Here is a 24302-nt window from a genome sequence, read left to right as displayed (position 1 = left end):
GTCAACCGCTGGCTGCGAGGCGCTTCTTGTCCTTGCTCTGTCGGAGCAGGTGCAGAGGCGCCGTCAGCGTAATCCTCGTGCCCGAGCCGGGCTCGTCGAAACTGATCGAGCCGCCGAGCATGCGGGCGCGGTACTCCATGATCTTCAGGCCCATGCCGGGGCGACCTTGCGCGAGACCGGCGCTCAGGCCGATGCCGTCGTCGGCGATGGACAGCTGCAACTTGCGACCGGTCGAGCGCAGGTCGATGTTGATCGACGTGGCGCGGGCATAGCGGGCCGCGTTGGTCGACGCTTCTTGCGCGATTCGATACAGATGAGTCGCTGCACCTTCTTCGAGATCGGGCAGTTTCTGACCGCCGATCGTGAACGTGCACTCCAGGCTGTACATGTCGGTGCAGCGGGCGACCAGATGTTTCAGCGCTTCGGGCAAGCCGCCGCGCTCCAGATTCACCGGCGCCAAACCCCGCGCCAGCGAGCGCGTGCTTTGAATCGCGCGTGCCAGCAGATCGGTGATCTTCATGACCTGCGGTGAGTACTGCGGTGACTCCCGCGCCATCTGCATCTCGAGACCTTTCATCAGCAGCGACAGGCCGGTGAGCTCCTGGCCCAGGCCGTCGTGCAGATCGCTGCCGAGGCGGCGCTGCTCGCGATTGGAGATTTCCAGGATCTCCTGCTCAAGCTCCTTACGTTGAGTCACTTCCTGCACGGTGCAGACCAGGCCGGATACATTGCCGTGATCCCGCAGCGGCACGTGCGTGATGGTGAACCAGCGGACCGAGCCGTCGAGGCCGATCCACGCGCGCTCCTGATCGGTGAGCGGGCGACCGGTGCGCATGGTGGTGGCCGCCTGGCCTTCGATGTCGACCACGTTCTCTTCGGTCCACAGCTCGGACAGACGACGGCCGATCACGTCCTCGCGCTTCTTGCTCAATGTCTCGAGCAGCGCGCGATTGACGACGGTCAAACGGTTCTCGGTGTCCACCGCGTAAATTATTTCGGGCAGGCTGTCGATGAGCGTGCTGAGCAGGATGCGCTGTTCTTCCAGCGCGGTCTCGGCTTGACGTCGCTCACGACGATCGCGCGCCTCGGAGAGAGCGCGATTGACCACCATGGGCAGACGTTGCAGTCGATCCTTCAACACGTAGTCGGTGGCGCCGCTCTTCAGCGCTTCGATCGCACGCTCCTCGCCGAGCGAGCCGGAGACGAAAATAAAGGGAATGTCGGCCGAGCGCTCCAGCACGATGCGCAGGGCCGTGAGACCATCGAAGCCGGGCAACGTGTAGTCGGCCAGCACCAGATCCGGAGGGGTGCCGGCCAACGCCGCGCGAAAATCGCTCTCGGACATCACGTGTCGCCAGGTGATGTTCAGATCGTTCCTCGCCAGCTGCAATTGAATCAGCTCGGCGTCGTTCGGGTCGTCCTCCAGCAGGACGAAATGCAGCGGTTCTGTAGAATCCTTTTTCATAATGGTGGTGCCCAATTTGTATACGGGCGCGCCGAGGGTGAACGTATCACCCTGAGGGCACTGTGGAAAATGGGGATTGCTCCCTCCTTGTGCCACCGGAAGATAACCGGTAGAGACACTGACAGTCCGGGACGCCGCGAGGGCGTCCCCTTTGAGGAAAGACCATGGCCGATCCAACAAGGATCCTGATCGTCGATGACCATCCATTCGTCCGTGAGGGTTTGAAGCAACTGCTGGCAGGGCAGAGCGAATTCGTCCTGCAAGGTGAAGCCGCCTCGGTGCAGGCTGCGCAAACGGCGATTACCGGCGAGGAGCCGGATGTCGCGGTCGTCGATCTGGCACTCGGTCCCGACGACGGTATCGAGCTGGTGCGCTGGATTCGCAGTGATCATCCCAATGTTCGGGTCCTGGTGCTGTCGATGCAGGACGAAGCGCTCTATGCCGAGCGCCTGCTCCGCCTCGGCGTCAGTGGTTATGTCATGAAGAACGTGGCAGGCACGGATTTCCTCGGCGCTTTACGCAAAGTCGCGCGAGGTCAGCGCCATGTCAGTTCCGCCATGGGCGAGCGTCTGCTCAGCCAGGTCGCGCGAGGTCGCTCGCCCGCGGCCGATGAAGATCCGGTCTCGGCACTCACCGATCGTGAGCTGGAAGTGTTTCGCCTGATCGGTGAAGGCATCAGCACTCGTGAAATTTCGCAACGGCTCGACCTGTCGATGAAGACCGTCGACGCGCATCGCCGTCATATGCGCGAGAAATTGAACCTGCGCTCGACCAGCGAGCTCATTCGTTACGCCACTCAATGGGTCTCCGACAGAGGCGGCGCACCCGATGCGGCCCCTAGTGGAACCCACTGAGTAAAAACCACTAATGAGGCCCACCAGGAGTGTGACAACCGTCACACTCCTACTGTTCCCGAATCGCTGCTTCGCGCGCCAGACAACATATAAGTAATTGCCTCGCTTGGCTTTATCCACCCAAGCGAGACGCGCGCCACAGTACGGTTAAAGACGCTCACACCGCGTGCGACATTAGGGGAGTGGCTGATACCCCCTACAACGCCGCTACAACACCATGCTGCCCATGATTTTCGGAGGCGGCTCACTGCTGCCCCCGTCCAGGTGCGTATTGCCTTTGTCGGCCTCTGCCGGGAAACAGCACGGCTTGAATACTGCGAAAACATTCGACCTTCCGCTCGGCGGCGCTTCGCCCGTCGAGGCTGGGCTGCGTACGACGCTGCAAACGGACACGATGCGGCAGCTCGTCGGCGCGGTCGCCGAATTCGTGTTCGTGGTCGATCGCAGTCTGCGCATCATCATGGCCAACCGCGGTCTCGACGAGCGCTCGGCCAAGCAGCTCGAAGGCGCGCTGGTGACCGATTTATTCCCACAGAGCCTGCACGCGCGGGCCCTGTCGACGATGCATCGAGTGCTGGCCAACGGTCAGGTCGACGGTTACGTCGCCGAGATCGAAGGCAAGGACGGTCAGTCCCGCCACTTCGACGTGCGTGTCAGCCCGATCCGTGACGAGCAGAAAATCGTCGCGCTCGCGGTCGTGACCAGCGAGACCACCGAACAGATCCGAGCCGAGCGCGCCATCGCCACACAGGCGCGCATGATCGAGTCGATGCTCGAAGGCGTCGCGGTGATCAACGAGCAGGGTGTCATCGAGATCACCAATCCCGCCTTCGACATGTTGTTCGGCTATCGTCGCGGCGAGCTCATCGGTCGGAACATGGCGCAGCTGGCGGGCTGGCCGTTCGAGCAGCCGGAGCGTTGGCAACCGCTGTCAGCGAAACAAGGCCGCTCGATGCAGGTTGAATTCGACGGCCGTCGCGCCGGCGATACGCATTTCGCCGCGCTCGGCGTGTTGTCGCGCTTCGAAGTCGCGGGTCGCAATCACAGTCTGCTGGTGCTTCAGGATGTCAGCGAGCGCAAGCAACTGGAGCGCGCCATTCTGCAAGCGGTCAGCCGCGAGCAATATCGCATCGGTAACGATCTACACGATGGCCTGGGTCAGGAGTTGACGGGCATCGCGCTGATGTTGCGCGGTCTGGCCGGCCGTCTGACCACGGAATATCCGACGATTCTGCCGGAGATCGAAGGCATCACCCGACTGGTGAACAGCTCCATCGAGAGCACCCGCGCACTGGCGCGTGGCCTGTCGCCCGTCAATCTGGAGCGAGGCGGCCTCTCTGACGCGCTCGAAGGCCTGGCAATGCATGCACAGGAGCTTTATGGGGTCGACGTCACTTGTACTCATCGTGTGAAGACCATTCGCCCGCTGAGCACCGAATTGGCCAATCATCTGTATCGGATTGCGCAGGAAGCGGTTCGGAACGCGGTCCGCCACGGCCAGGCGCGGTCTATACGACTGCATTTGCATGGGGCCCGCGCTAAGGTTCGGCTGACGGTAACCGACGACGGCATCGGCATGCCGTCCGACGCGGTCGACGCTCCGGGCATGGGCCTGAAGATCATGCGTTACCGCGCGCGGATCCTGGGCGGCGAAGTTCGTTTCGAGCGTGGCGCGCCGGATGGTTCTTCCAAGGATGAACGGCCCGGCACCCGCATCGTTTGCGAATGTCCGCTCGAGCCCGCGGCCGATGCCGCGAAGGCGCGCCGTCCCCGTAAGCGCGCCAGCTGAACAAGTTTTTTGCAGGAGTTTAAGAAATGAGCGTTGGGCCTTCTCTGTTCAAACCGGCACACAAGCCCCCTGGTGTGTCCAAGGACCAGAAGCGCCGCGTGCTGATCGTCGACGACCATCCCATCGTCCGTCAGGGATTGCGGCGGTTGATCGAAGCGGAAGCGGATCTGGAAGTGTGCGGCGAAGCCGAGACGGCGCGCGAAGCCAAATCTATGATTCGCGAGCAGGAGCCGGACGCCGTGATCGTCGACGTGTCGCTCAAGCAGGGCGATGGCCTGGAATTGGTGAAGGACGCGCGTGCTCACTATCCGGCGCTGCCGTTGCTCGTGCTGTCGATGCATGACGAGGCGATCTACGCCGAGCGCATGCTGTCGGCGGGCGCGAATGGTTACATCATGAAACAGGCCGCTTCGGATCAATTCCTGATCGCGCTTCGTCGGGTGCTCGACGGCGGCATCTATGTGAGCGAAGCGGTCGGCAACAGCATGATCGAGAAGTTCGCGTCCGGCGGCGCGTACATCTCCTCGAACCCGGTCGACAGCCTGACCAATCGCGAGCTGCAGGTGCTGCACATGATCGGTAAGGGCCTGTCGACCCGACAGACCGCGGAAGCTTTGAATCTCAGCGTGAAAACCGTGGAATCGCATCGGCAACGTATCAAGCGCAAGCTCTCGCTGCGCACCTCCGCTCAGCTGATGCAGTACGCGGTCAATTGGTATGCCGGGAGGGAGCCGGGCGCGAAGCCTTAATAGCTCGCGCGCGATCGCGCAATAATGAACTTCTTGCAAGGGCTGCTCGGCGGGAATCTCGTCAGCTTGGCCGTGGGCGTCGCCCTCGGCCTGGTACCGGCGATCTTTTCCCTCGTGATGCTGGGCAAGCTCCGCAGTCACCTGCGTCGTCGGCATGCACAACTCACTGCGGCCAACCGACGCAATCAATCCATTGTCGAAGGCTCGGGCGAAGGCGTGCTCGAGCTCGACAATGTCGGTCATGTCCGTTACGCCAATCCGGCGGCGGCGAAGATGCTCGGCTACGAGCCCGAAGAGCTGGCCGGCCTCGACTATCGCGTACTCATCAATACTCAAGAGGACGGCGATTCGCGCACCGATCCGGTCCGTCGCGTGCGTTACACGACCGACATCATGCGCGGCGTCGGCGCGCTGTTGCGTCGGAAGAACGGCACGTTCCGTCCGGTCGAATACAAAATCCTGCCGGTGACCGAGGAAGGCGCGTCGGTCGGCACCGTGCTGGTGTTTCGTGACATCGGCGAGCGCGTGCGGCTCGACAACCTGCTGAAGGACATGCAGGCCACCGCCAAAGTCGGCGGCTGGGAATACGACGTCACCAGCAAACAATTGCATTGGACCGAGGCGCTGTACGCCATTCACGATCTGCCGGTGGGGCATCTGATCGATACCGAGGCGCACCGAGCTTTCTTTCATCCTGAAGATCGCGTGAAGCTGCAAGCCGCCGAGCGCATGGCGCTCGATGCCGGCCTGCCTTCGGATCTGCTGTTGCGAATGACCAGCGCCCGCGGTCGTCATCTCTGGGTCAGAAGCATCATCAAGGCCGAGCGTCGCGGCGGTAACACCGTGCGCTTGCATGGGACCATCCAGGACGTGACCGACCTGGTCAGCGCCGAACGCAAGCTGCGCGAGACGCGCGACTTCTTCGAGCTCACATTGAATGCCGTGCCGACGCCGGTGACCTACGTCAATGCGAGCATGATCGTGACGTATGTGAACCGCGCGCTCGAGGAATGGGTCGCGCAGCCCGCCGATGCGGTGCTGGGCCGGCCGTTACGAGACAGCATCAGCGACGAGCAATTCACCGAAGTCGATCCGCTGATCAAGCGGGTCATGGCCGGCGAATTCGTGCGCGTGACCCAAAGCGGCGTGCGCAACGGTCGTCATCGCGAATGGCAGAATCATTTCGTGCCCCAGATCGGCCCGAGCGGCGAAGTGCTGGGCTTCTTCTCCATCGTCTACGACCTCACCGAGCAGAAGCGCCTCGAGGCGCGACTCATGCAGGCGCAGAAGATGGAAGCCATCGGTCAGCTGACTGGCGGCATCGCGCACGACTTCAATAATCTGCTCGGCGTGGTCATCGGCAACTTGCAGCTGCTCGATCGCAGCGTCGCCGAGACGCCGACCCTGGCGAGAAAAGTTCATACAGCCATGCGCGCCGCTGCGCGCGGTGCCGATCTGACGCGTCGTTTGCTCGCGTTCGCGCGTCGGCAGATCCTCGAGCCGGCGGTGCTCGACTTGAATCGTCAACTGTCGGGCTTGAGCGAGCTGGTCCAGCGGACCATTGGCGAATCCATCGAAGTGCGTATGATCCAGGCGCATGATCTGTGGCACACCAGCGCCGACCCGGGCCAGTTCGAGAACGCGATCTTGAATCTCGCGATCAACGCGCGCGACGCCATGCCTCAGGGCGGCCGCCTCACGGTGCGCACTCAGAACGTCACGCTGGATGCCAAGTTCTGCAGCGAATATCCGTCCATCGAGCCGGGTGAGTTCGTTTCCATCAGCGTCAACGACAATGGCGTCGGCATGGAAGCGGAAGTGCTCAAGCGCGTGTTCGAGCCGTTCTTCACCACCAAGGAGTCGGGCAAGGGCAGCGGCCTGGGCCTGGCGATGGTTCACAGCTTCGCCGAGCAGGCGGGCGGTGTCGCCACTATCGAAAGTACCACCGGGATCGGCACCACGGTGACCATCTTCCTGCCCCGTTCGCAAGAGGAACAATCGGATCGCGAAGATACGATTGTCACCCGCGTGGCGCCGGGCGGCACCGAGACCATTCTGGTGGTCGAGGACGACGCCGATCTGCGCGACACGGTCGTGACCGCGCTGACTCAGCTCGGCTATCGCGCGCTCGCGGCCGCCAACGGCGCCGCCGCCGTGCGCATTCTTTCGGGACCGGAACGAATCGATTTGTTGTTCACCGATGTGATGATGCCGGGCGGGATGCTCGGCCCCGCGCTGGCCAAGCGTGCGCGGGAATTGCGTCCTGACATCGATGTGCTCTTTACTACCGGCTATGCCGACAACGCCGTGCTCGCGGGGACTGCCGGGCTCACGTCGTCGGATGTAATCCATAAACCCTATCGCAACGAAGATCTGGCTATGCGTATCCGCCATGTCCTCGATAGGGAGGCCCGTGTCGCCTGATCAAACCAATAAACTGCTGGTCATCGACGATCAGCCCGACCTCTGCGAATTCATTTCGGAGGCCGCGGCCGGTCTTGGCTTCGAATCCAAGGGTGTGACCGATCCGGAAGCGTTCCGACGCGCCGTGCAGGAGTTCCAGCCATCGGTGGTGGTGCTCGATTTGCAGATGCCCGGTGCCGACGGCATCGAGCTGCTGCGTTATCTCGGCGAGCGCGGCAGCAAGGCGCAGATCCTGGTCGCGAGCGGCATGGATCAGCGCGTCCTGCAGACGGCACAACAGATCGGCAAGGCCCATGGCCTGCAGATGCTGGGCGCGCTTCAAAAGCCGATTTTGCTGGCCGATCTCGAAGCGACCTTGCGCCAATGTTTGAGCAGCGACACGCCGATCAGCGCCGCGGCCCTGACGGCCGCGCTCGATAAGCGCGAGATTATCGTTCACTACCAGCCCAAGGCGACGCGGATCGCGCCGAATCGCTGGATCGTCGAAGGCGTCGAGGCCCTGGCGCGCTGGAATCATCCGTCGCTGGGTTTCGTCTCGCCGGTGCGTTTCATTCCGCTGGCGGAGAAGAACGGGTTGATTCGCCGGCTCACCGAGCAGGTGCTGGAAACGGCGCTGTCTCAATGCCGCGCGTGGGACGCCGTCGGCCTGCAGTTGTCGGTGGCGATCAATCTGTCGCCCCAGTTGTTGAACGATCTGGCGTTCCCGGATCAAGTCGCCCGCATGGCCACCCAGGTCGGCGCCGATGCACGCCGCATTATTTTCGAAGTGACCGAAAGCGCCGCCATGTTCGATCCCGGCACGACCATGGACGTGCTGACCCGCATGCGGGTGAAGAACTTCGGCCTGTCCATCGATGACTTCGGCACCGGTTACTCGTCGCTCAAGCAGTTGTATCTGATGCCGTTCAGCGAGCTGAAGATCGATACCTCGTTCGTGCGCGACGTGTTCGCTCACGAAGATGCCCGGACCATGGTCGAAACCATGGTGCTGTTGGCCCACAAGCTGCGGCTGACCGCCTGCGCCGAAGGCGTCGAATCCCAGGAGGTCCTGGACTTCCTCGACGGTGTCGGCTGCGACCGCGCGCAAGGCTACTTCATCGGCCGGCCGATGGCCGGCACCGCTCTTGAAATCGCCGTCCGCGAGTGGAATAGCAAACAAAAATAACCAGTTGCGTCCGTTTTAAACCTTCCGGCCCGGGCCCGCGTCGAACTTCACAAAGGGCGAAAAGAGAACAGAGGGCGGAACTTGCAATACGGCGCTGGCGCCAACGACTCGGTCCCAGTTGCGGACCCTCTGCTCTCCGATGCGAGCCTGGTTACGGCTGCGCGGGGTGGCGATATGCGCGCGTTCGAGCGCCTGTATCGCGCCCATAGCGGCAAGGTAATGGGCCTGTGCCTGCGGATGACGCGGCGGCGGGACGTGGCGGAGGATTGCGTGCAACAGACATTCATCAGAGCGTGGCGGAGCCTGCAGGCCTTCGAGGGCCGCAGTGCTTTCGGCACCTGGTTGCACCGGATCGCGGTCAACGAGGTGCTGAGCCATGGCCGGAATCACGGCACGCGCTCTGAATCCAACGAAGATGCCATCGAGAATGCCATCGCCGCGCCTGGCGAGAGCGACAAAGAGCACGACGCCGGCGAAGTGATGGATCTGGAGCGCGCCCTGAAGACCTTGCCGGAAGGCGCGCGTCACGTGGTGGTATTGCAGGCTGTGTACGGTTACAGCCACGAAGAATGCGCCGACATGCTCGGCATCGCAGTCGGTACCTGCAAGGCTCAACTGCATCGCGGACGCAAGTTGTTACGCGAGCGCATGGGCCTGGCGGCGGAGGCGGACGATGAGTAATCCATCCAACAACAAGCCCGACGATCCGTTGAGCCAGATGCTGGCGTCGCTGCCCAAGGACGTGCAGCCCGAGCGCGATCTGTGGCAAGGCATTCAAGCCGAGATCGGCAAGACGCCCATCGTCACCGACAGCGCTCCGGTCGTGCACTTCTCCTCGACGCGCTGGTTTCAGATCGCTGCGGGGGTACTTCTTGTGCTCGCCACATCCTTCACCACGTTTGTCATCACGCGTAATTCGGTGGAGAAAGACGCCGCCGTGCAAATCGCTCGAGCTCAGCAACAGGCGCCTGTGCCGACGGCCACCGCGCCGTTGAATGCGATGCCGGCGAGCTTCGGCACCGAAGCGCTGGGCGCCGATTATCTGAAGGCTCGCTCGGAGCTGGACCAGCGCTTCGCCGAGCGCATGAAGACGCTGCCGCCATCGACGCGCGCCAAGCTGGAACGCAATCTCGCCGACCTGCGGCACGCGGCCAACGAGATTTCCGCGACGCTGGCCGAGAACCCCTCCGATCCGCTGCTGCAGGATCTGTTGATGTCCACCTATCAGCGCGAGCTGCAGCTGCTCGCCGACGTTAGCGAAATGCCGGCTTCCCATCCTGTGAGGACTGATCTATGACCGCCCCCATGTCAGCAGCGCTGCGAGCTGCCTTGGCCCTGGCCATGCTGACGGTGACGGCCTCGCACGCCGGCGCCGAGGAATTCTCCAAGACGCTGCCGGCCGAGGCGCGCGGCGAGGTGGAGATCGTCAATGTCGCCGGCATCGTCGAAGTCAGCGGCTGGGATCGGCCCGAAGTGAAGGTCGACGCCGATCTCGGTAGCAACGTTGAGCGGCTGGATTTCCGCACGGAGGGCTCTCGCACGTTGATCAAGGTCGTGCTGCCGCGAATGAGCGGCTCATCGGGGTCCAGCGACCTGCGAATCAAAGTGCCCCAGGGCAGCGGCCTGATCGTCAACACAGTGAGCGCCGACCAGATCGTCAAGGGGGTGCGGGGCATGCAGCGCCTGCAGGCGGTCAGCGGCGGCATCGATACCGAGTTCGGTCCCGGCGATCTGGAATTGAAAACCGTCAGTGGCGATATTCGCGCGCAGGGCGACGGCAAAGGCCTGGTGCGGGCCACGACGGTGAGCGGCGACCTGCAAATCACCAAGGGCGGCCCCGAGCTGGATGTGAACACGGTCTCCGGCGACATGACTGTGTCGCTCGATCGCCTCGATCGCGGCCGGATCAAGACCACCAACGGCGATCTGAATCTGACCGCCGCGTTGGGGGACGACGCCCGCATCGACGCCGAGGCCATCAACGGCGATCTGCATTTCGGCTTCCGCGGCCCGGTCAACGCCGAGTTCGATATTGAAACGTTCAATGGCGACATCGACAACTGCTTCGGCCCCAAGCCGAGCCGCAGCCGCGAATACGGCCCGGGCAACGAGCTGCGCTTCACCGAAGGCAAGGGCGGCGGGCGCATTCGGGTCAAGACGTTGAACGGTGGTGTGATGATCTGTAAGCGTTAGCTGGCAGGGGAATGTGACGGCTTTCCCACCACTGCGCGCGATGATTCGGCAACAGCGAAGACGTGTCAGTTTGCTTATAACTTTGGTCAAGCGCCGCGTCCCACCCGCTGAGGGGTGCCCGCAATTGTGATTAAGTGCCGCGGTGGCGCTTTGCGGCAGAAGCCTGCACCGGGTACGATCCGCGGCGATGTCCGCAACCCCATCCGACAATTCCCCCGCGCAACCGGCCTGGCGGATTCTGCTCGTCGACGACGAGCCGACGCAGCGTTTGATCGTGGCGCGCCTGCTGAAGCGGGGCGGATACGAAGTCGAGATGGCGGCCAACGGCCGCGAGGCGCTCGCCAAGCTGGAGCAGGGCGACTTCCCGATGATGATCACGGACTGGGAAATGCCCGAAATGGACGGCGTGGCCCTGTGCCGGGCGGTCCGCTCCAAGGAGCGCGGCTACACCTACATCATTCTGCTCACCTCGCGCGATGCCATCGAGCATCTGGTCGCGGGATTGCAGTCCGGCGCGGATGACTACCTGATCAAGCCGGTGGTCGAGCCCGAGCTCATCGCCCGGCTGAATACCGGCCGGCGCATCGTCACGCTGGAGCGCTCGCTGCGCGCCGCCAACGAAGAAAATCGCCGATTGTCGATTACCGACCCGCTGACAGGCGTACACAATCGTCGTTTCCTGATGGAACAACTGCCGCGGGAGATCGATCGCGCGGCCCGCTATGGCCGCCAGCTCGCAGCCATCATGTGCGACGTCGACTTCTTCAAGCGGATCAACGATACGCACGGTCACCTGACAGGCGACGAAGTGCTGAAGTGGTTCGCCAATGCGCTCAAGAGCGGCGTGCGCACCAGCGACTGGATCGCCCGCTACGGCGGCGAGGAATTCGTGATCGTGTTGCCGGAAACGAATGTCGGAAATGCTTCCACCGCGGCCGAGCATCTTCGTAAACATATCGCCGAGCAGCCGTTCAAGCTGGCCGACCAGGAGTTCACCGTGTCCGCGAGCTTCGGCGTATCCGGCTGGCGGGATAAAGTGCCGCAGGGTGCGACACTCGACGTGCTGATGGCGCGCTGTGACGCCGGCGTCTATGCCAGCAAGGCCGCTGGCCGGAATCGCATCACCACCGAAAGCCAGGACTGAGCGACGCTCAGCCCGCCTTGGCCACCGGCTCGGGCGCGTACTCCATCAAAAATTCCTTCGCGCGGCCCAGTTCCACCGCCAGCTGCGCCACCAGCTCGCCCAATCGTTGCTGATCGACGCTCGAGGCCTGCGCCTCCAGGGTGTGCGACAGCTTGCGCAACGGCTCGGCGTAAATGTTTGCACTGGCGCCTTTCAGCTTGTGCGCGAGACGGCTCAGGCCGGTGCGATCGAGCGCGGCCAGCGCGGCGCGAATTTCATCGAGCGCCTGCTCGCCGCTGGCGATGAAGGTCGCCACCAGCTCGCGGGTGAATTCCGGATCGCCATCGGTCAGCTCGTTGAGCCGGGCCAGATGGACCGGAACATTGGCATCGGCGTCGACTTCCGTCGCCGACGTTTCCTCGGCCGTGATACGCAGGCCGAACTTGGTGAGAATTTCGTGCAAGCGAGGAATTTCCAAAGGTTTGGTAAGAAACGCATCCATGCCCGCTTCCATACAGCGCTCCAGCTGACTGGCCATGGCGTTGGCCGTCAGCGCGACGATCGGCGCGTTCGGCCGGCCATCGCCGGTCTCGCGCTCACGGATGCGCAGAGTCGCGGTGATGCCATCCATCACCGGCATCTGCAGATCCATCAGAATCAAATCGAACGCGGTCTCTTCGCAGGCGCGCACGGCTTCGACGCCGTTGTCCGCCACGCGCACCGTGCAGCCCATGCGCTCGAGGAAACGCACCGCGACCTTCTGGTTGACCGCGTTGTCTTCCACCAGCAGCACGGTGCCGCGATAGGCTTCCGTGATATGCGCGGCCAGCGTGTTACGTGTAACGATGGGCTGGCTCTTCATGTGCCAGGTCTTGGAATCGTGCGCGAGCACGCGATCCAGGCATTCGAGCAGCTCTCGCGCCCGGATCGGTTTGGTGAGATACGCCGCGAAGCCCAGCGACGCGAAGCGATGAATATCGCCGTGGCCGTCCATCGAGGTGAGCATCACCAGACGGGCCTGTGACAATTGCGCGTCGGCGTTGATACGTTCGCCCAGCGTCGCACCGTCCATGTCGTGCATGCGGTGATCGGCGAGCACGACTTCGAACGGCTGGTTATCGACCGCCGCCGTATGTAACAAACTCATCGCCTCGATGCCGCCCGCGGCCAGGCTCACTTCGAAGCCTGCGTGCATGAGCTGACCGGCGACCACGCGACGATTCGTTTCGTTGTCGTCCACGACCAGCACGCGTCGGCCGATGCGTGTCGGAACCAGCAAGGGCGCGGGGGCCGTCGCCAAAGAAAACTCCGCGGCGGCCAGCGGCAACGTGAACCAGAAACATGAGCCCCGGTTGAGCTCGCTTTGCGCGCCGACATCGCCGTCCATCATCTGCACCAGGCGACGCACGATGGACAAGCCGAGCCCGGTACCGCCGAAGTGACGCGTGGTCGACGAGTCTGCTTGCACGAACGGCTGGAACAGGTTCTGCAGCGTGCCGGCTGCGATGCCGATGCCCGTGTCGCGCACTTCGAAGCGCGTGCCGAGTTCATCGCGGCCCAGGTCGACGCTGCTGACTTCGATGACAATTTCGCCTTCGCGAGTGAACTTGATGGCGTTGCTGATGAGGTTGATCAAACATTGCCGGATACGCTGCGGGTCGCCGACCACCCGATCCGGCACGTCCGGATGAATGTGCACGACCAGCTCGAGATTCTTCGCTGCCGCCTGGAACGCCAGCATCACGGCGGCTTCTTCCACCACGTTGCGCAGATCCAGCTCCAGCGCTTCGATGTCGAGCTTGCCGGCTTCGATCTTGGAGAAATCCAGAATGTCGTTGATCACGATCAGCAGCGAGTCGGCGCTGGAGCGGATGGTTTCCGAGTAGTCGCGCTGCGTGCGGTTGAGCGGGCTTTCCAGCAGCAGACCGGTCATGCCAATGATGCCGTTCATCGGCGTGCGGATCTCATGGCTGACGTTCGCGAGGAATTCGCTCTTCGCACGGTTGGCGCTTTCGGCCGCTTCGGTGGCCTTCAACAATGCTTCGCGCGCCGAGCGCGCTTCAGTCACATCTTGCAACGAGCCCGACAAACGTAGCGGCCGACCCTGCGCATCGCGCTCGGCGGTCGCGCGTGCGCGATACCAGCGATATTCGTTCCATCGAGTGCGCAAACGAATCTCGACGTCGTACGGCAGGCGCTGCTGGAAATGCAGGCGCGTCGCGTTGGCCACCGCGTCGGCGTCATCGGGATGCAGACATTGTTTGAGGAAGTTCGCGTTGGCGGGCAGCTCCGAATATTCGAAGCCCAGCAGCTCGGCGACTCGCGGCGAATGCCAGGACGAGCCGTCCGCATCCATTTCCCAGAGACCGTCCTGCGTGCCGTTGATGGCGCGCTCCAGACGTTGCTGAGTGTGTCGAAGCGCGTCTTCGGCGATCTTCTGTTCGTGCGCGTCCTGAATGGAGCCGGCAATCGAGATCGCGCGTCCCTGCTCGTCGCGTTCGGCCATGCCGCGATGACGGAACCAGCGATATTCGCCACTCTTCATGCGCAGGCGCAGAGAAATGTCGAACGCCACGCCTTGCTCGACATGTTCCAGCAACGACGCGCGCCCGCGACCGATGTCTTCCGGATGAACCAGCGCTTCGACCTGTTCGGAGGTCGCGGCGAGCTCGCCATCCTTGTAACCCAGCAGCGCGTGATAGCTCGAGGAGAACCACATGCGTCCATGCACCAGGTCTTTCTCCCAGTGACCCTCGGAGCTGGACAGCGACGCACGCTCCAGTCGCTTCTCGACCTCGCGCAACGTCTGCGTCTGCTGTTGCAGGCGGTTGGCGGCTTCGATCTCTTTGGTGATATCCCAGGACACACCGAGCAGTTTCACATTGCTGTCGTCGGCTTGCAGTACGCGCGCATGCGCTTGCACGGTCACTTCCCGGCCGCTGGCACCGCGAATCCGATAGCGATACGAGAGGCGGTCCTTGCCGGTGGCACGCGCGTCTCGCACCAGCGCCACGATCATGTCGCGATCGTCCGGATGCATGCGCTCCAGATATTTGTCGAGATCGGGATCGGGCTGATCGCTGAAGATCGCGCGCAGCGGATTCTCGATCCAGCCGAAGCGTCGATCCTTGGTGTCCATCTCCCAGCAGCTGATACCGGCGGCTTCGGTGGCCATGTTGAGGCGGACCGCGAGCTTCTGCTGATTCGCGGCGTGTTCCACTTCGTCGGTGATATCGCGCGTGACGCCGATCAATTCACCGCGCGGGTGGGCCGGGCTGCTTCGGGGCAACTTGCGGAAGTAGGTCTGGACGTGACGGATCTTGCCGTCCGGATGTATGACCCGGGTCCGGATCGAGCCACCCTGGTTGGCGCCGTCGACCTGCGCGTTGATCTCCTGGCCGGTGCGCTCACGATCGTCGGGATGCACGGGCAGCAGCCCGTCCTCGATCGTCGCCTGAATGCCGAGCATACGTTGCAGGGTGGGATCGCAGACCACCCGGCGCGTGGCCAGATCCAGGCGCCAGACGCCGATGCCCGCGATGTCGGTGGCGAGCTTCAGCTCGGCACGCAAGGTATCTTCTTCCAGAGCGCCCGTCGGACGCGACGCGCCCCGCACGCGCCAATAGGCCCACAGTGCTCCCGCGCCGATGGAGGCGCCGAGCACGATGCTGGCCAGGTGCGTAACGTCGAGCTGAACCATCGATCCGAGAGTCAGACTGCCGGGGCGGCACAACACCATCTGTAACGGCAGGGAACAAGGAAGCCTGCCCACCCCGCCGGATATTCAGGGATGGCCTTAGTTGCCCCGCCGAAAGTCGGGCAACTCACTGTGAACTAGTCCCACATCCCGGCTGTTAGAATCCCGTAGCGTGTGACTTTGCTCACACTGCGTGTAAGCGAGGGACAGACATGCGGGCATTGAAGATTGCGGGAATCGTTGTCGGCGGCATCGTGGCGCTGGTCGTCGTGCTGCTGGTGGCGGTGGTGCTGTTCGTCGACCCGAACGACTATCGCAGCGACATCGAGCGCATCGTCGAGAGCAAGACCGGCCGGCAGCTGACGCTGAGCGGCGACCTGCATTTGTCGATTTTTCCGTGGCTGGCGCTCAAGGCCGGCCCCGCCAGCCTGGGCGATGCGCCGGGCTTCGGCGACGAGCCATTCGTTTCCATTCAGGAAGCGCGGGTCGGCGTACGCCTGCTGCCGCTCCTCAGCGGCAAGGTCGAAGTCGGCGATGTTCGTCTGGCGGGTGCGCGGATTCGCCTCATCACCGACGCACAGGGTCGTAACAACTGGGCCGACCTCGGCGAGCAGAAGGAAGCAACGACGCCGGCTCCGGCCGACCAGAAGCCGATGGAAGTGCCGACCATCGCGGGTCTCGAGATCGAGGACGCCGCGGTCACTATCGAGAACCGTCAGGAGAAAACGCGCCGCGTGGTGCGTGACTTCAATCTGAAGACCGGTCGGCTGGCGTCGGGCGAGCCGTTCGATCTGAGCACCGATTTCGTGCTCGATCAGGAACCATCGCTGTCCGCGAAGGTGAAGCTCGCGACCAAAGTCACTGCGGATCTCGAAGCCAACGCGCATCGACTGGCGAAGCCGGAGATCGATGTCACGATCACGGGCCAGGGCTATCCGAAGGAAGGCATCCCGGTAAAGATCGTCGCCAACGCGCTCAGCGCCGATATCGCCAAGGAACTGTATCGTCTCGAAGCCTTGACGGTGACGACGACGTGGAAAGGCGAAGGCTTTCCGGCCGCGGGTGTGCCGGTTGTTCTGCAAGCGAAAGACTTCAACGCGAACCTGGCCGCACAGACCATGGAACTCACGGGCCTCGCACTCGATCTTGCCGGCGGTAAGCTTTCGGGCTCGCTCACCGGCAAGGAAATTCTCGATGCGCCGGCGCTGACGGGTCCGCTCAAGCTCGATCAAGTTTCTTTGCGTCAGTGGGCGCCGAAGCTCGGTGTGACGTTGCCTGCGACCACCGATCCGAAAGTGTTCGAGAAGCTGAGCTTCTCCGGCACCGTGTCGATGACCAAGTCGACGGCGGAAGTGGGCGACATCGTCCTGCAGCTCGATGACACGATTGCGAAAGGCATGCTGGGTATCGCCGACTTCGATGCCAAGGCGTTGCGCTTCGATCTGAATGTCGATCGTATCAATGCCGATCGTTATCTGCCGCCGCCAGTGGAACAGCCTGCCAAGACCGCCACCAAGGAACCGCCGACGCCGATTCCGGTCGAAACATTGCGGAACTTGAATGCGCGCGGTCAGCTGCAGGTGGGCGAGGCGATCTTTGCCGGCATCAAATTCACCAAGCTCAAGCTCGGCGTGAATGCACGCGACGGCAAGGTGCGATTCAATCCATCGCAAGCGTCGATGTACGGCGGCAACTACAGCGGCGATATCGGCATCGATGCGACCACCGATGTCGCGCGCATCTCGTTGGATGAGCACATCAGTGGCGTCGACTTCGCGCCATTGTTCAAGGATTTTTTCGAGACCGATAAGGTCTCGGGCAAGGGTACGGCCAATATCAAGCTGACCGGCTCGGGCAAGACCACCGACGACGTGATGAAGACGCTCGATGGCAACGTCGATTTCAAAGTCGCCGACGGCGCGCTCGAAGGCACCGATCTTTGGTATGAGATTCGTCGTGCTCGCGCCGTGTTGAAACAGCAGGCGGTTCCGGAGCGCACGGGTCCGGCGCGCACAGCGTTTACCGCGTTGACCGGCAGCGGCGCGATGAAGAACGGCGTGCTCTCCAACAACGACTTGAACGTAGCCATGCAGTACTTGAAAGTCACGGGGCAGGGCACGGTCGATATTCCAGCGAGCACCCTCGACTATAAGTTGATCGCTGCCGTGTTGAAGATTCCGCGCGAAGGCGCCGACACCGCGCAGATGCAGGACATGGTCGACGCTGAAATTCCGGTGAAGATCACCGGCTCGCTCACCGATCCGAAGGTGCGCCCAGGCCTCGAGGGTTACCTGAAGAACGAGCTCAAGCAGCGCGTCGACAAGGAAAAGGGCAAGGTCGAGGAGAAGTTGAAGGACAAGCTCAAGGATTTATTCAAGCGTTGAAACTAAAGTGCCATGACGGGCGACTTATGCTGTGAGGGTCGCGCACATTTTCCGGGTCGCTGGATGGCAGCACTGAAGTCAGATTGGTCACGAACGCTGCTGGCGGCGACGGCGCTATTAGCCGCGCCGGTTGCCGGCGCATTCAATATCGAGCACAGCGAAGCTCGCTACGTCGACAAGCACTTCCGCTACGAGCTGGTCGTCACGCTGGATGCGCCCATCGAGCGCGTCGACGAGGTCCTGCGGGACTATGCCGGCTATCCCTCGCTCAATCAGCGCATCCTCAGCTCTAAAGTGCTGGACCGCCCCGAACCGGGCGTGGTCACACTGGAAACGACGGTCGAGGTTTGCTTCGGCTGGTTCTGTCGCAACGTCACTCGCGTCGAGCGCGTCCAGGAGTCGAAGAACGGCTTGCTGGCGGTCGCCGATCCCGAGCGCAGCGATGTGAAATTCAGCGAGACCCGCAGCGAGTTGACCCCTGGGCTGCACGGCGCCACTCGCGTGAGATACGAGACCAACGTGGTCCCACACTTCTGGGTGCCGCCGGTCGGCGGGCGCCGCATGCTGCTGCGGAAGCTGGAGACCGAGACCCGGGATCTTTTCATGAATGTCGAGCTGAAAGCCAAGCAGCCGGAGCCCACTTCGCCTACTGGCCCCTGACCGACGCAGCGGCGCGTCGGCATGGCATCATGTCGGCATGCCAGCCGCCGCCAAGCCCGCCACTCTCGCCAAGCAGTTGACTCTCTCGGCATCACCCGAGCATGCGCGTGCCGGGGCTGCGCGCCCGAGTGGCGAAAAATTCGCCAGTGCCCTGCTGGGCTGGTTCGATGTCCACGGTCGCAAGCATCTGCCCTGGCAGCAACAGATCACGCCGTATCGCGTCTGGATCTCCGAGATCATGTTGCAACAGACGCAGGTCGCCACTGTCATTCCCTATTACGAGCGTTTCATGCAGCGCTTCCCGGACGTGCGGGCACTGGCGGCCGCGCCCGACGATGAAGTGCTGCATCTGTGGACGGGCTTGGGCTACTACGCGCGAGCGCGCAACTTGCTCAAGGCCGCTCGGACCATTGTTGCCGAGCATGGCGGTGAGTTCCCGGAAACCATCGACGCAGTTCAAGCCTTGCCAGGGATCGGCCGCTCGACCGCCGGCGCCATCCTTGCGATCTCGGAGTCGCAGCGACATCCCATCCTCGACGGCAACGTCAAACGGGTGCTGACCCGCTGTTTCGGTATCGAAGGATTCCCCGGCGAGACCGCGATTGAGCGTGAGTTGTGGTCCATCGCGGATGCCTGCACGCCGGCGCAACGAGTGGCTCACTACACTCAGGCCATCATGGATCTGGGCGCTACCGTTTGTGTTCGCTCGCGGCCGCTGTGCGCTGTTTGTCCCATGCATGAGTTGTGTGTCGCGCGCCGCGAAGGAATGCAGGCCATCCTGCCGACGCCGAAACCCCGCAAGGAACGCCCCGAGCGCACGGCTTACGCTGCGATTCTTCAACGAGCCGACGGTGCGGTGTTGTTGGAACGCCGTCCGCCCGTGGGCATCTGGGGCGGGCTGTGGACGTTTCCTCAATTCGACGAGCGCGACGCTGCGGTTACGTGGATGGAACGACACACCGGTGAATCGTCGTTGGCGACTCGTGAGCTACCGCCGTACTCACATTCGTTCACCCATTTCGATCTCACGTTACAGCCGCTGTTAGTGAGCAAAGCGCGCGAGCAGCTGGCGATTGCCGATGCCGAGCGATATTGCTGGTACGACGCGAAACAGCCGGCGAAGATCGGGCTGGCCAAGCCGGCTGTCGATCTGATTCGCGGCCTCGCCGAACGAGGCGAGTAACGGGTCCGCCAGGAAGGAGGGACGAATGAGCGTGATTGCCTCACAAGGTGTGAGCCGCTCACGATGGCTGCAGGTTGGCTGGGCCTTCATGTTGCTCGGGGCGATGCTGGCAGCCGCCAATGCGCTGCTGTTCATGAACGTTGATGGCTATGGCCATCCGGGCATCAAGTCGCGTTTCCTGGCCACCGAAGTTGCGGGCTGGATGCATACGCTCGGCGGAGCGATCGCAGTCATGCTCGGGCCGTGGCAGTTCTTGAGCCGCGTGTGAACGCGCTGGCCGCGTGTGCATGTTTGGACGGGGCGGGCGTATTTGCTCGCGGTGCTGAGTGGCGCGCTGGGCGGGCTATACTCGATGTCGCGTTCCCCATCGTTGCGTGGAGCAGCTGGGTATTGAATTGGCTGGTGGCCGAGATGTGGTTGCGCCGGCAGTAGGTGAGAGCGATATGGCTAGAATGGTGAATTGTGTAGTGTTGGGGGTCGAAGCCGAAGGGCTCGACTATGCGCCGTATCCTGGCGAGCTGGGGCAGCGCATCTACAACAATGTTTCCAAAGAGGCCTGGCAGCGCTGGCTCAAGCACCAGACCATGCTGTTGAACGAATACCGCCTCACGCCCATCGAGCCCAAGGCCCGCAAATTCCTGGTCGAGGAAATGGAAAAGTTCTTTTTCGGCGGCGGCTCGGACAAGCCCAAAGAGTTCAAGCCCGAAGGCGAGTGATCAGCCCGCCTTCCGCTGCCATTGTTTGTCGAGCAGCGTTCTCAGCTGTTCCGAGACGCGCTCGAATTCCGCCGAGATCATCTTCAACTCTTCGCTCCAGTCGTTGCGACCGCCGCCCCGGGCGCGCGTTTCCACGTCGGCCGTGAGCAGTCCGAGTCGATCCACATGCATGTTGTTGGCAGCGCCCTTGAGCTTGTGGGCTGCGCGAGCCAGCTGATCCAGATCCTGGCGATGCGCGGCGGCGCGTAGCTCCAGAATCGCTTCTTCGCCGCTCATGATGAAGGCGCTGACCAGCTCGGCCGCGAAGTCCTCGTCATCGCCCGCGACTTCGAGCAGCCGCGCCTTGAGCGAATCGTCGAGATTGCGATTCATCGACGCGACCACCGTCGGTTCCATATCCGACGACACGGCGCTCATGAATCGATCCAGCACGTCCTGGAGGCGCGAGATGTCGAGCGGCTTCGTGAGGTAGTCATCCATGCCCGCCTCGAGACAGCGCTCCAGCGTGCCCATCATCGCGTTCGCGGTGAGCGCCACGATCGGCGTGCGGTGCTCTTCGCCTTCCATCTGACGGATTCGTTGCGTGGCTTCGAGGCCGTCCATCACGGGCATCTGCATGTCCATGAGAATGAAGCCGTACTTGTTGTGCTCGAAGGCATCGACGGCCTGCTTGCCGTCGCCGACCACGTGCACTTCGCAGCCCAGGCGCTCGAGGAAGCGACGCGCGACGCGCTGGTTGATGGCGTTGTCCTCGACCAGCAGCACGCGGCCCGAGTAGATGCGCTTGACTTCGTTCGCCACCAACGTGCCGCGAGTGATGATGGGCTGGCTGTGCATGTGCCAGTCCTCGGCCTCGCGAGACAGGGCGCGTTTCAAACAATCCAGCAGCTCGCGGGTCCGCACCGGCTTGGTGAGATACGCCGAGAAGCCGATATCGGCAAAGCGTTGCATGTCGCCGGAACGATCCAGCGACGTGAGCAACATCAGGCGCGTCGGCGGGATGTCGCGCGCCTTCATGATCTGCTCGCCGAGCATGGAGCCGTCCATGTCGGGCATCTGATAATCGAGCACGACCGCGTCGAACGCGCCACGGCCCGAGCGGAGAATATTGAGCGCTTCGTGAGCATGCGAGGCTGTGATGACCTCGTAGCCGGCATGAACCATCTGGCTCGACAACACACGACGATTGGTCTCGTTGTCGTCCACCAGCAGAATGCGACGGCCCTGATGAATCGGCGTCTGCTCAGGCTCGTCATCGCTCATGCCCGCCGGCTCTTCCACCGGCAGCGTGAACCAGAACGTCGAGCCCTGGCCGACTTCGCTCTGCGCACCGGTCTGACCGCCCATCATTTCGACCAGCTTGCGAACGATCGACAGGCCCAGGCCGGTGCCGCCGAAGCGACGCGTGGTCGAGGAGTCCGCCTGAATAAACGGCTGGAACAATTTATCCAACGATTCGCGCGGAATGCCGATGCCGGTGTCGCGCACTTCGAAGTGCAGCAGGGCGCGACCGTTCTGCCGGCCGAGCAAACAGACTTCCAGCACGACCTCGCCAGTCTGGGTGAACTTGATCGCGTTGCCCACCAGGTTGAGCAAACATTGACGGATGCGCTGTGGATCGCCGAGCACGCGCGGCGGCACTTCAGGCCGCACGTTGACGACCAGCTCGAGGCTCTTGGCCGCGGCCTGGAACGCCATGATGGAGCCGACGTCGTCGACGTTGGAGCGCAGGTCGAGCTCGATGTTCTCGATGTCGAGCTTGCCGGCTTCGATCTTCGAGAAGTCCAGGATGTCGTTGAGAATGGTCAGCAGCGAGTCGGCGCTGGCGCGAATCGTTTCGGCATAGTCACGCTGCACGCGATCCAGGCCGGTGTCGAGCAGCAAGCCCGTCATGCCGATGATGCCGTTCATCGGCGTGCGGATCTCGTGGCTCATCGTGGCCAGGAAGGAGCTCTTCGCGCGGCTGGCCTCTTCGGCTTCCTCGGCCGCGCGTTCCATCGCAACGCGCGCGGCGCGCTCGTGCGAAATGTCATGAATCGAGCCGGCGAGCCACAGCGGACGATCGTCTTCATCGCGCTCGGCCGAGGCGCGCGAGCGTACCCACAACCAATCGCCGTCTTTCTTGCGCAGCCGATATTCGATGTCGTACGGAGTGCGATGCTGGAGATGATCGCTCATCGCCTTACCGACGATGGCGCCGTCGTCGGGATGCACGAACGCTTCGGGGCGGCCTTCGTCGTTGCGCTCCGTGCCGTCGTAGCCCAGCATCTTGCGGAACTGCGGGGAGTGCCAGATCTCACCGGTCTGCAGATTGAATTCGAACAGCGCGTCCTGCGTACCGGAGACCGCGCGTTGGAAGCGTTCCTGCGCCTCCTTGATCTCGGTCGCCTGGCGAGAGATCTCTTCTTTCGCCTGCTCTTCCTTGGTGACGTCCCAGTCGATGCCGAGCACGCTGATGGCGTAACCGCGGCTGTCGCGAAGAATACTGGCGTGCGTCTGGATGTGACGAACCGTGCCATGCGCGTCGATCATCCGATAGCGCTGCGCCAGGAAGCTGCGATGGCTGCGAATGGTCTGGCGGAACATTTCCTGCCAGGTCGTCTGTTCGTCCGGATGCACGAACTTCGAGGAATATTCGCTGCCGGTGAGCTGGCGCACGCCGCCGCAGCGCTCGATCATCGGTCCGCCTTCGTCGATCGTCAGCACGTCGTGGGCAATGTTCCATTCCCACACTGACAGGCCGGCCGACTCGTTGGCCATGCGCATGCGCTCGACCATGCGACGATTGTTACTTTCAGCGGCTTCGGCGCGCTCCAGGGCCGCACGCAGATCGGCAGTCTCATTGCGAGAACGCAGCGCTTCGGCCAGCGCCTCGGTTTCCGCCTGCGTCTTGCGCATATTGGCGGCACCGAAGAACGCGGTGACGAAGATGGCGAACACGGCGACCGCATGACTTTCGAGATACGCCCACCAGCCGCCGTGATAGGACGAGAGGATCGGCGAGACGAGCAGGCACATCGCGCTCACAAAGCCGATGACGCTGACGTGCCAGTGACGATTCGAGGAGAGCGCCAGGATCACGGCCAGCACGTAACCGATGCCGATGATTGAATCCTGCACATTGACCAGATCGGCCGCGAACACCAGGGCGCAAATGCCGAACAGCCAGGGCAACAGATTGCGACGATTACCGGTCGTGCCGTCGAGGCCCTGGGTGATGAGTTGACGACGTTCGCCCTCGGGCAGCGCGGCCAGGGAGCGCAGGTAGTAACGCAGGCCGAACACGCCCAACAACAACAGCCCGACCAGGATGTAACCGAGCGTGCTGGAAGAGAGATACGACTGGCCGAAGAAACGATAGATGGTCGCCTGCTCGCGCGCCATCGGCAGGTCGATCAGCAGGACGCCGCCGGCCCGGTCCGGCACCGCGTAGAACAAGTGCGGTGTGCCGGCCAGTTGCGCGAAATGAACGTACGGCTGTTTGGCGTTCGCGCGGAGGGTCGCGACGGCCTGCGAGCCGATCTCGTCGGTGGGCTCAGCCTGGCCGCCGCCCAGCACGCCCGCGAAGTGACGGGCCGTGAACGCTTGAGTAAACGTGTCCAACGATTGTCCCACGACGGCATGGGACAACAGCGCCTCGCTGAGCGCATAGGCCTTGGTGATGGCGACTTCGGTACTGATGTTCTCCGCCACCACCTTCTTTTGTTGCAGCAACGGGGCGCCCGCGACCGCCAGTATCAATACCAGCACCAGGATCGCGACCACGGAGCTTTGTCCGGCGATGACTGCGAGTAGGTTTCTTGATTGTTTCATCGCCACTCCCAGCGATGCGTTTCCTCCCGAAGGGCGCAGTACATTCAGTGGCGAGCATTGCGGCAAGTACCAACGTCGCGTTATGAC

Annotated in this window: 17 protein-coding genes; 14 read left to right on the top strand and 3 right to left on the bottom strand. The window is 62.8% G+C overall.

The genetic code is table 11. The features are described 5' to 3' along the window. Position 1: 1 nt before the first annotated feature. The gene (locus tag ACFPN2_RS12035; RefSeq protein ID WP_380596844.1) at positions 2-1465 is read right to left on the bottom strand and encodes a hybrid sensor histidine kinase/response regulator; all 1464 of its coding nucleotides are present in this window, start codon (positions 1463-1465) and stop codon (positions 2-4) included. 164 nt (positions 1466-1629) lie between these two features. On the opposite strand from ACFPN2_RS12035, the gene ACFPN2_RS12030 reads away from it, so the two are divergent. The 9 genes from ACFPN2_RS12030 (at position 1630) to ACFPN2_RS11990 (ending at position 11783) form a co-directional block, all read left to right on the top strand. Beyond that, entirely contained in the window at positions 1630-2319 is a 690-nt protein-coding gene (locus ACFPN2_RS12030; RefSeq protein WP_380596843.1) for a response regulator, read from the top strand. Positions 2320-2626: 307 nt separating this feature from the next. Then, positions 2627-4108 (top strand): PAS domain-containing sensor histidine kinase, encoded by a 1482-nt coding sequence (locus ACFPN2_RS12025; RefSeq protein ID WP_380596842.1) that lies wholly within the window; start codon positions 2627-2629, stop codon positions 4106-4108. 26 nt (positions 4109-4134) lie between these two features. After that, entirely contained in the window at positions 4135-4857 is a 723-nt protein-coding gene (locus tag ACFPN2_RS12020) for a response regulator (RefSeq protein ID WP_129641170.1), read from the top strand. A gap of 24 nt (positions 4858-4881) precedes the next feature. Next, positions 4882-7281, top strand: a complete 2400-nt coding sequence (locus ACFPN2_RS12015) for a PAS domain-containing protein (RefSeq protein ID WP_380596841.1) — start codon at positions 4882-4884, stop codon at positions 7279-7281. Further along, entirely contained in the window at positions 7271-8446 is a 1176-nt protein-coding gene (locus ACFPN2_RS12010; protein ID WP_380596840.1) for an EAL domain-containing protein, read from the top strand. Before ACFPN2_RS12015 ends, ACFPN2_RS12010 begins: the two co-directional genes overlap by 11 nt. Positions 8447-8527: 81 nt before the next feature. Further along, positions 8528-9127 (top strand): RNA polymerase sigma factor, encoded by a 600-nt coding sequence (locus ACFPN2_RS12005; RefSeq protein ID WP_380596839.1) that lies wholly within the window; start codon positions 8528-8530, stop codon positions 9125-9127. Next, on the top strand, positions 9120-9743 hold the full coding sequence (locus tag ACFPN2_RS12000) for a hypothetical protein (protein ID WP_380596838.1): 624 nt from the start codon (positions 9120-9122) through the stop codon (positions 9741-9743). Before ACFPN2_RS12005 ends, ACFPN2_RS12000 begins: the two co-directional genes overlap by 8 nt. Then, a complete protein-coding gene (locus ACFPN2_RS11995; protein ID WP_380596837.1) occupies positions 9740-10639 on the top strand; it encodes a DUF4097 family beta strand repeat-containing protein in 900 nt (299 codons plus the stop codon). Before ACFPN2_RS12000 ends, ACFPN2_RS11995 begins: the two co-directional genes overlap by 4 nt. A 187-nt stretch (positions 10640-10826) precedes the next feature. Beyond that, the gene (locus ACFPN2_RS11990) at positions 10827-11783 is read left to right on the top strand and encodes a diguanylate cyclase (RefSeq protein ID WP_380596836.1); all 957 of its coding nucleotides are present in this window, start codon (positions 10827-10829) and stop codon (positions 11781-11783) included. 7 nt (positions 11784-11790) lie between these two features. Here ACFPN2_RS11990 and ACFPN2_RS11985 read toward each other — a convergent pair whose 3' ends face one another. Beyond that, positions 11791-15462 carry a PAS domain-containing protein gene (locus ACFPN2_RS11985; protein WP_380596835.1) on the bottom strand — a complete coding sequence of 1224 codons (3672 nt, stop codon included), beginning with the start codon at positions 15460-15462 and terminating at the stop codon, positions 11791-11793. 209 nt (positions 15463-15671) lie between these two features. Between ACFPN2_RS11985 and ACFPN2_RS11980 the strand changes: the two genes are divergently transcribed. The 5 genes from ACFPN2_RS11980 to ACFPN2_RS11960 all read left to right on the top strand — a co-directional run bounded on the left by ACFPN2_RS11980 (position 15672) and on the right by ACFPN2_RS11960 (position 20402). After that, positions 15672-17843, top strand: a complete 2172-nt coding sequence (locus tag ACFPN2_RS11980; protein WP_380596834.1) for an AsmA family protein — start codon at positions 15672-15674, stop codon at positions 17841-17843. Positions 17844-17906: 63 nt separating this feature from the next. Continuing rightward, positions 17907-18503, top strand: a complete 597-nt coding sequence (locus ACFPN2_RS11975; protein WP_380596833.1) for an SRPBCC family protein — start codon at positions 17907-17909, stop codon at positions 18501-18503. A gap of 37 nt (positions 18504-18540) precedes the next feature. Then, entirely contained in the window at positions 18541-19686 is a 1146-nt protein-coding gene (gene mutY, locus ACFPN2_RS11970) for an A/G-specific adenine glycosylase (RefSeq protein WP_380596832.1), read from the top strand. 25 nt (positions 19687-19711) lie between these two features. Next, positions 19712-19954 carry a hypothetical protein gene (locus tag ACFPN2_RS11965; RefSeq protein WP_380596831.1) on the top strand — a complete coding sequence of 81 codons (243 nt, stop codon included), beginning with the start codon at positions 19712-19714 and terminating at the stop codon, positions 19952-19954. Between the two features lie 175 nt (positions 19955-20129). Then, complete coding sequence (locus ACFPN2_RS11960; protein WP_129775838.1) at positions 20130-20402, top strand: oxidative damage protection protein; 273 nt, start codon at positions 20130-20132, stop codon at positions 20400-20402. Here the strand turns inward: ACFPN2_RS11960 and ACFPN2_RS11955 are convergent, their stop codons facing one another. Further along, a complete protein-coding gene (locus ACFPN2_RS11955) occupies positions 20403-24215 on the bottom strand; it encodes a hybrid sensor histidine kinase/response regulator (protein WP_380596830.1) in 3813 nt (1270 codons plus the stop codon). It lies immediately after the preceding gene. Positions 24216-24302: the final 87 nt, after the last annotated feature.

It is taken from the genome of Steroidobacter flavus (assembly GCF_042651805.1).
In the GTDB taxonomy this organism is placed as follows: Bacteria; Pseudomonadota; Gammaproteobacteria; order Steroidobacterales; family Steroidobacteraceae; genus Steroidobacter; species Steroidobacter flavus.
The sequence above is the reverse complement of the archived record's forward strand: the minus strand, read 5'-3'. Positions and strand labels throughout refer to the sequence as shown.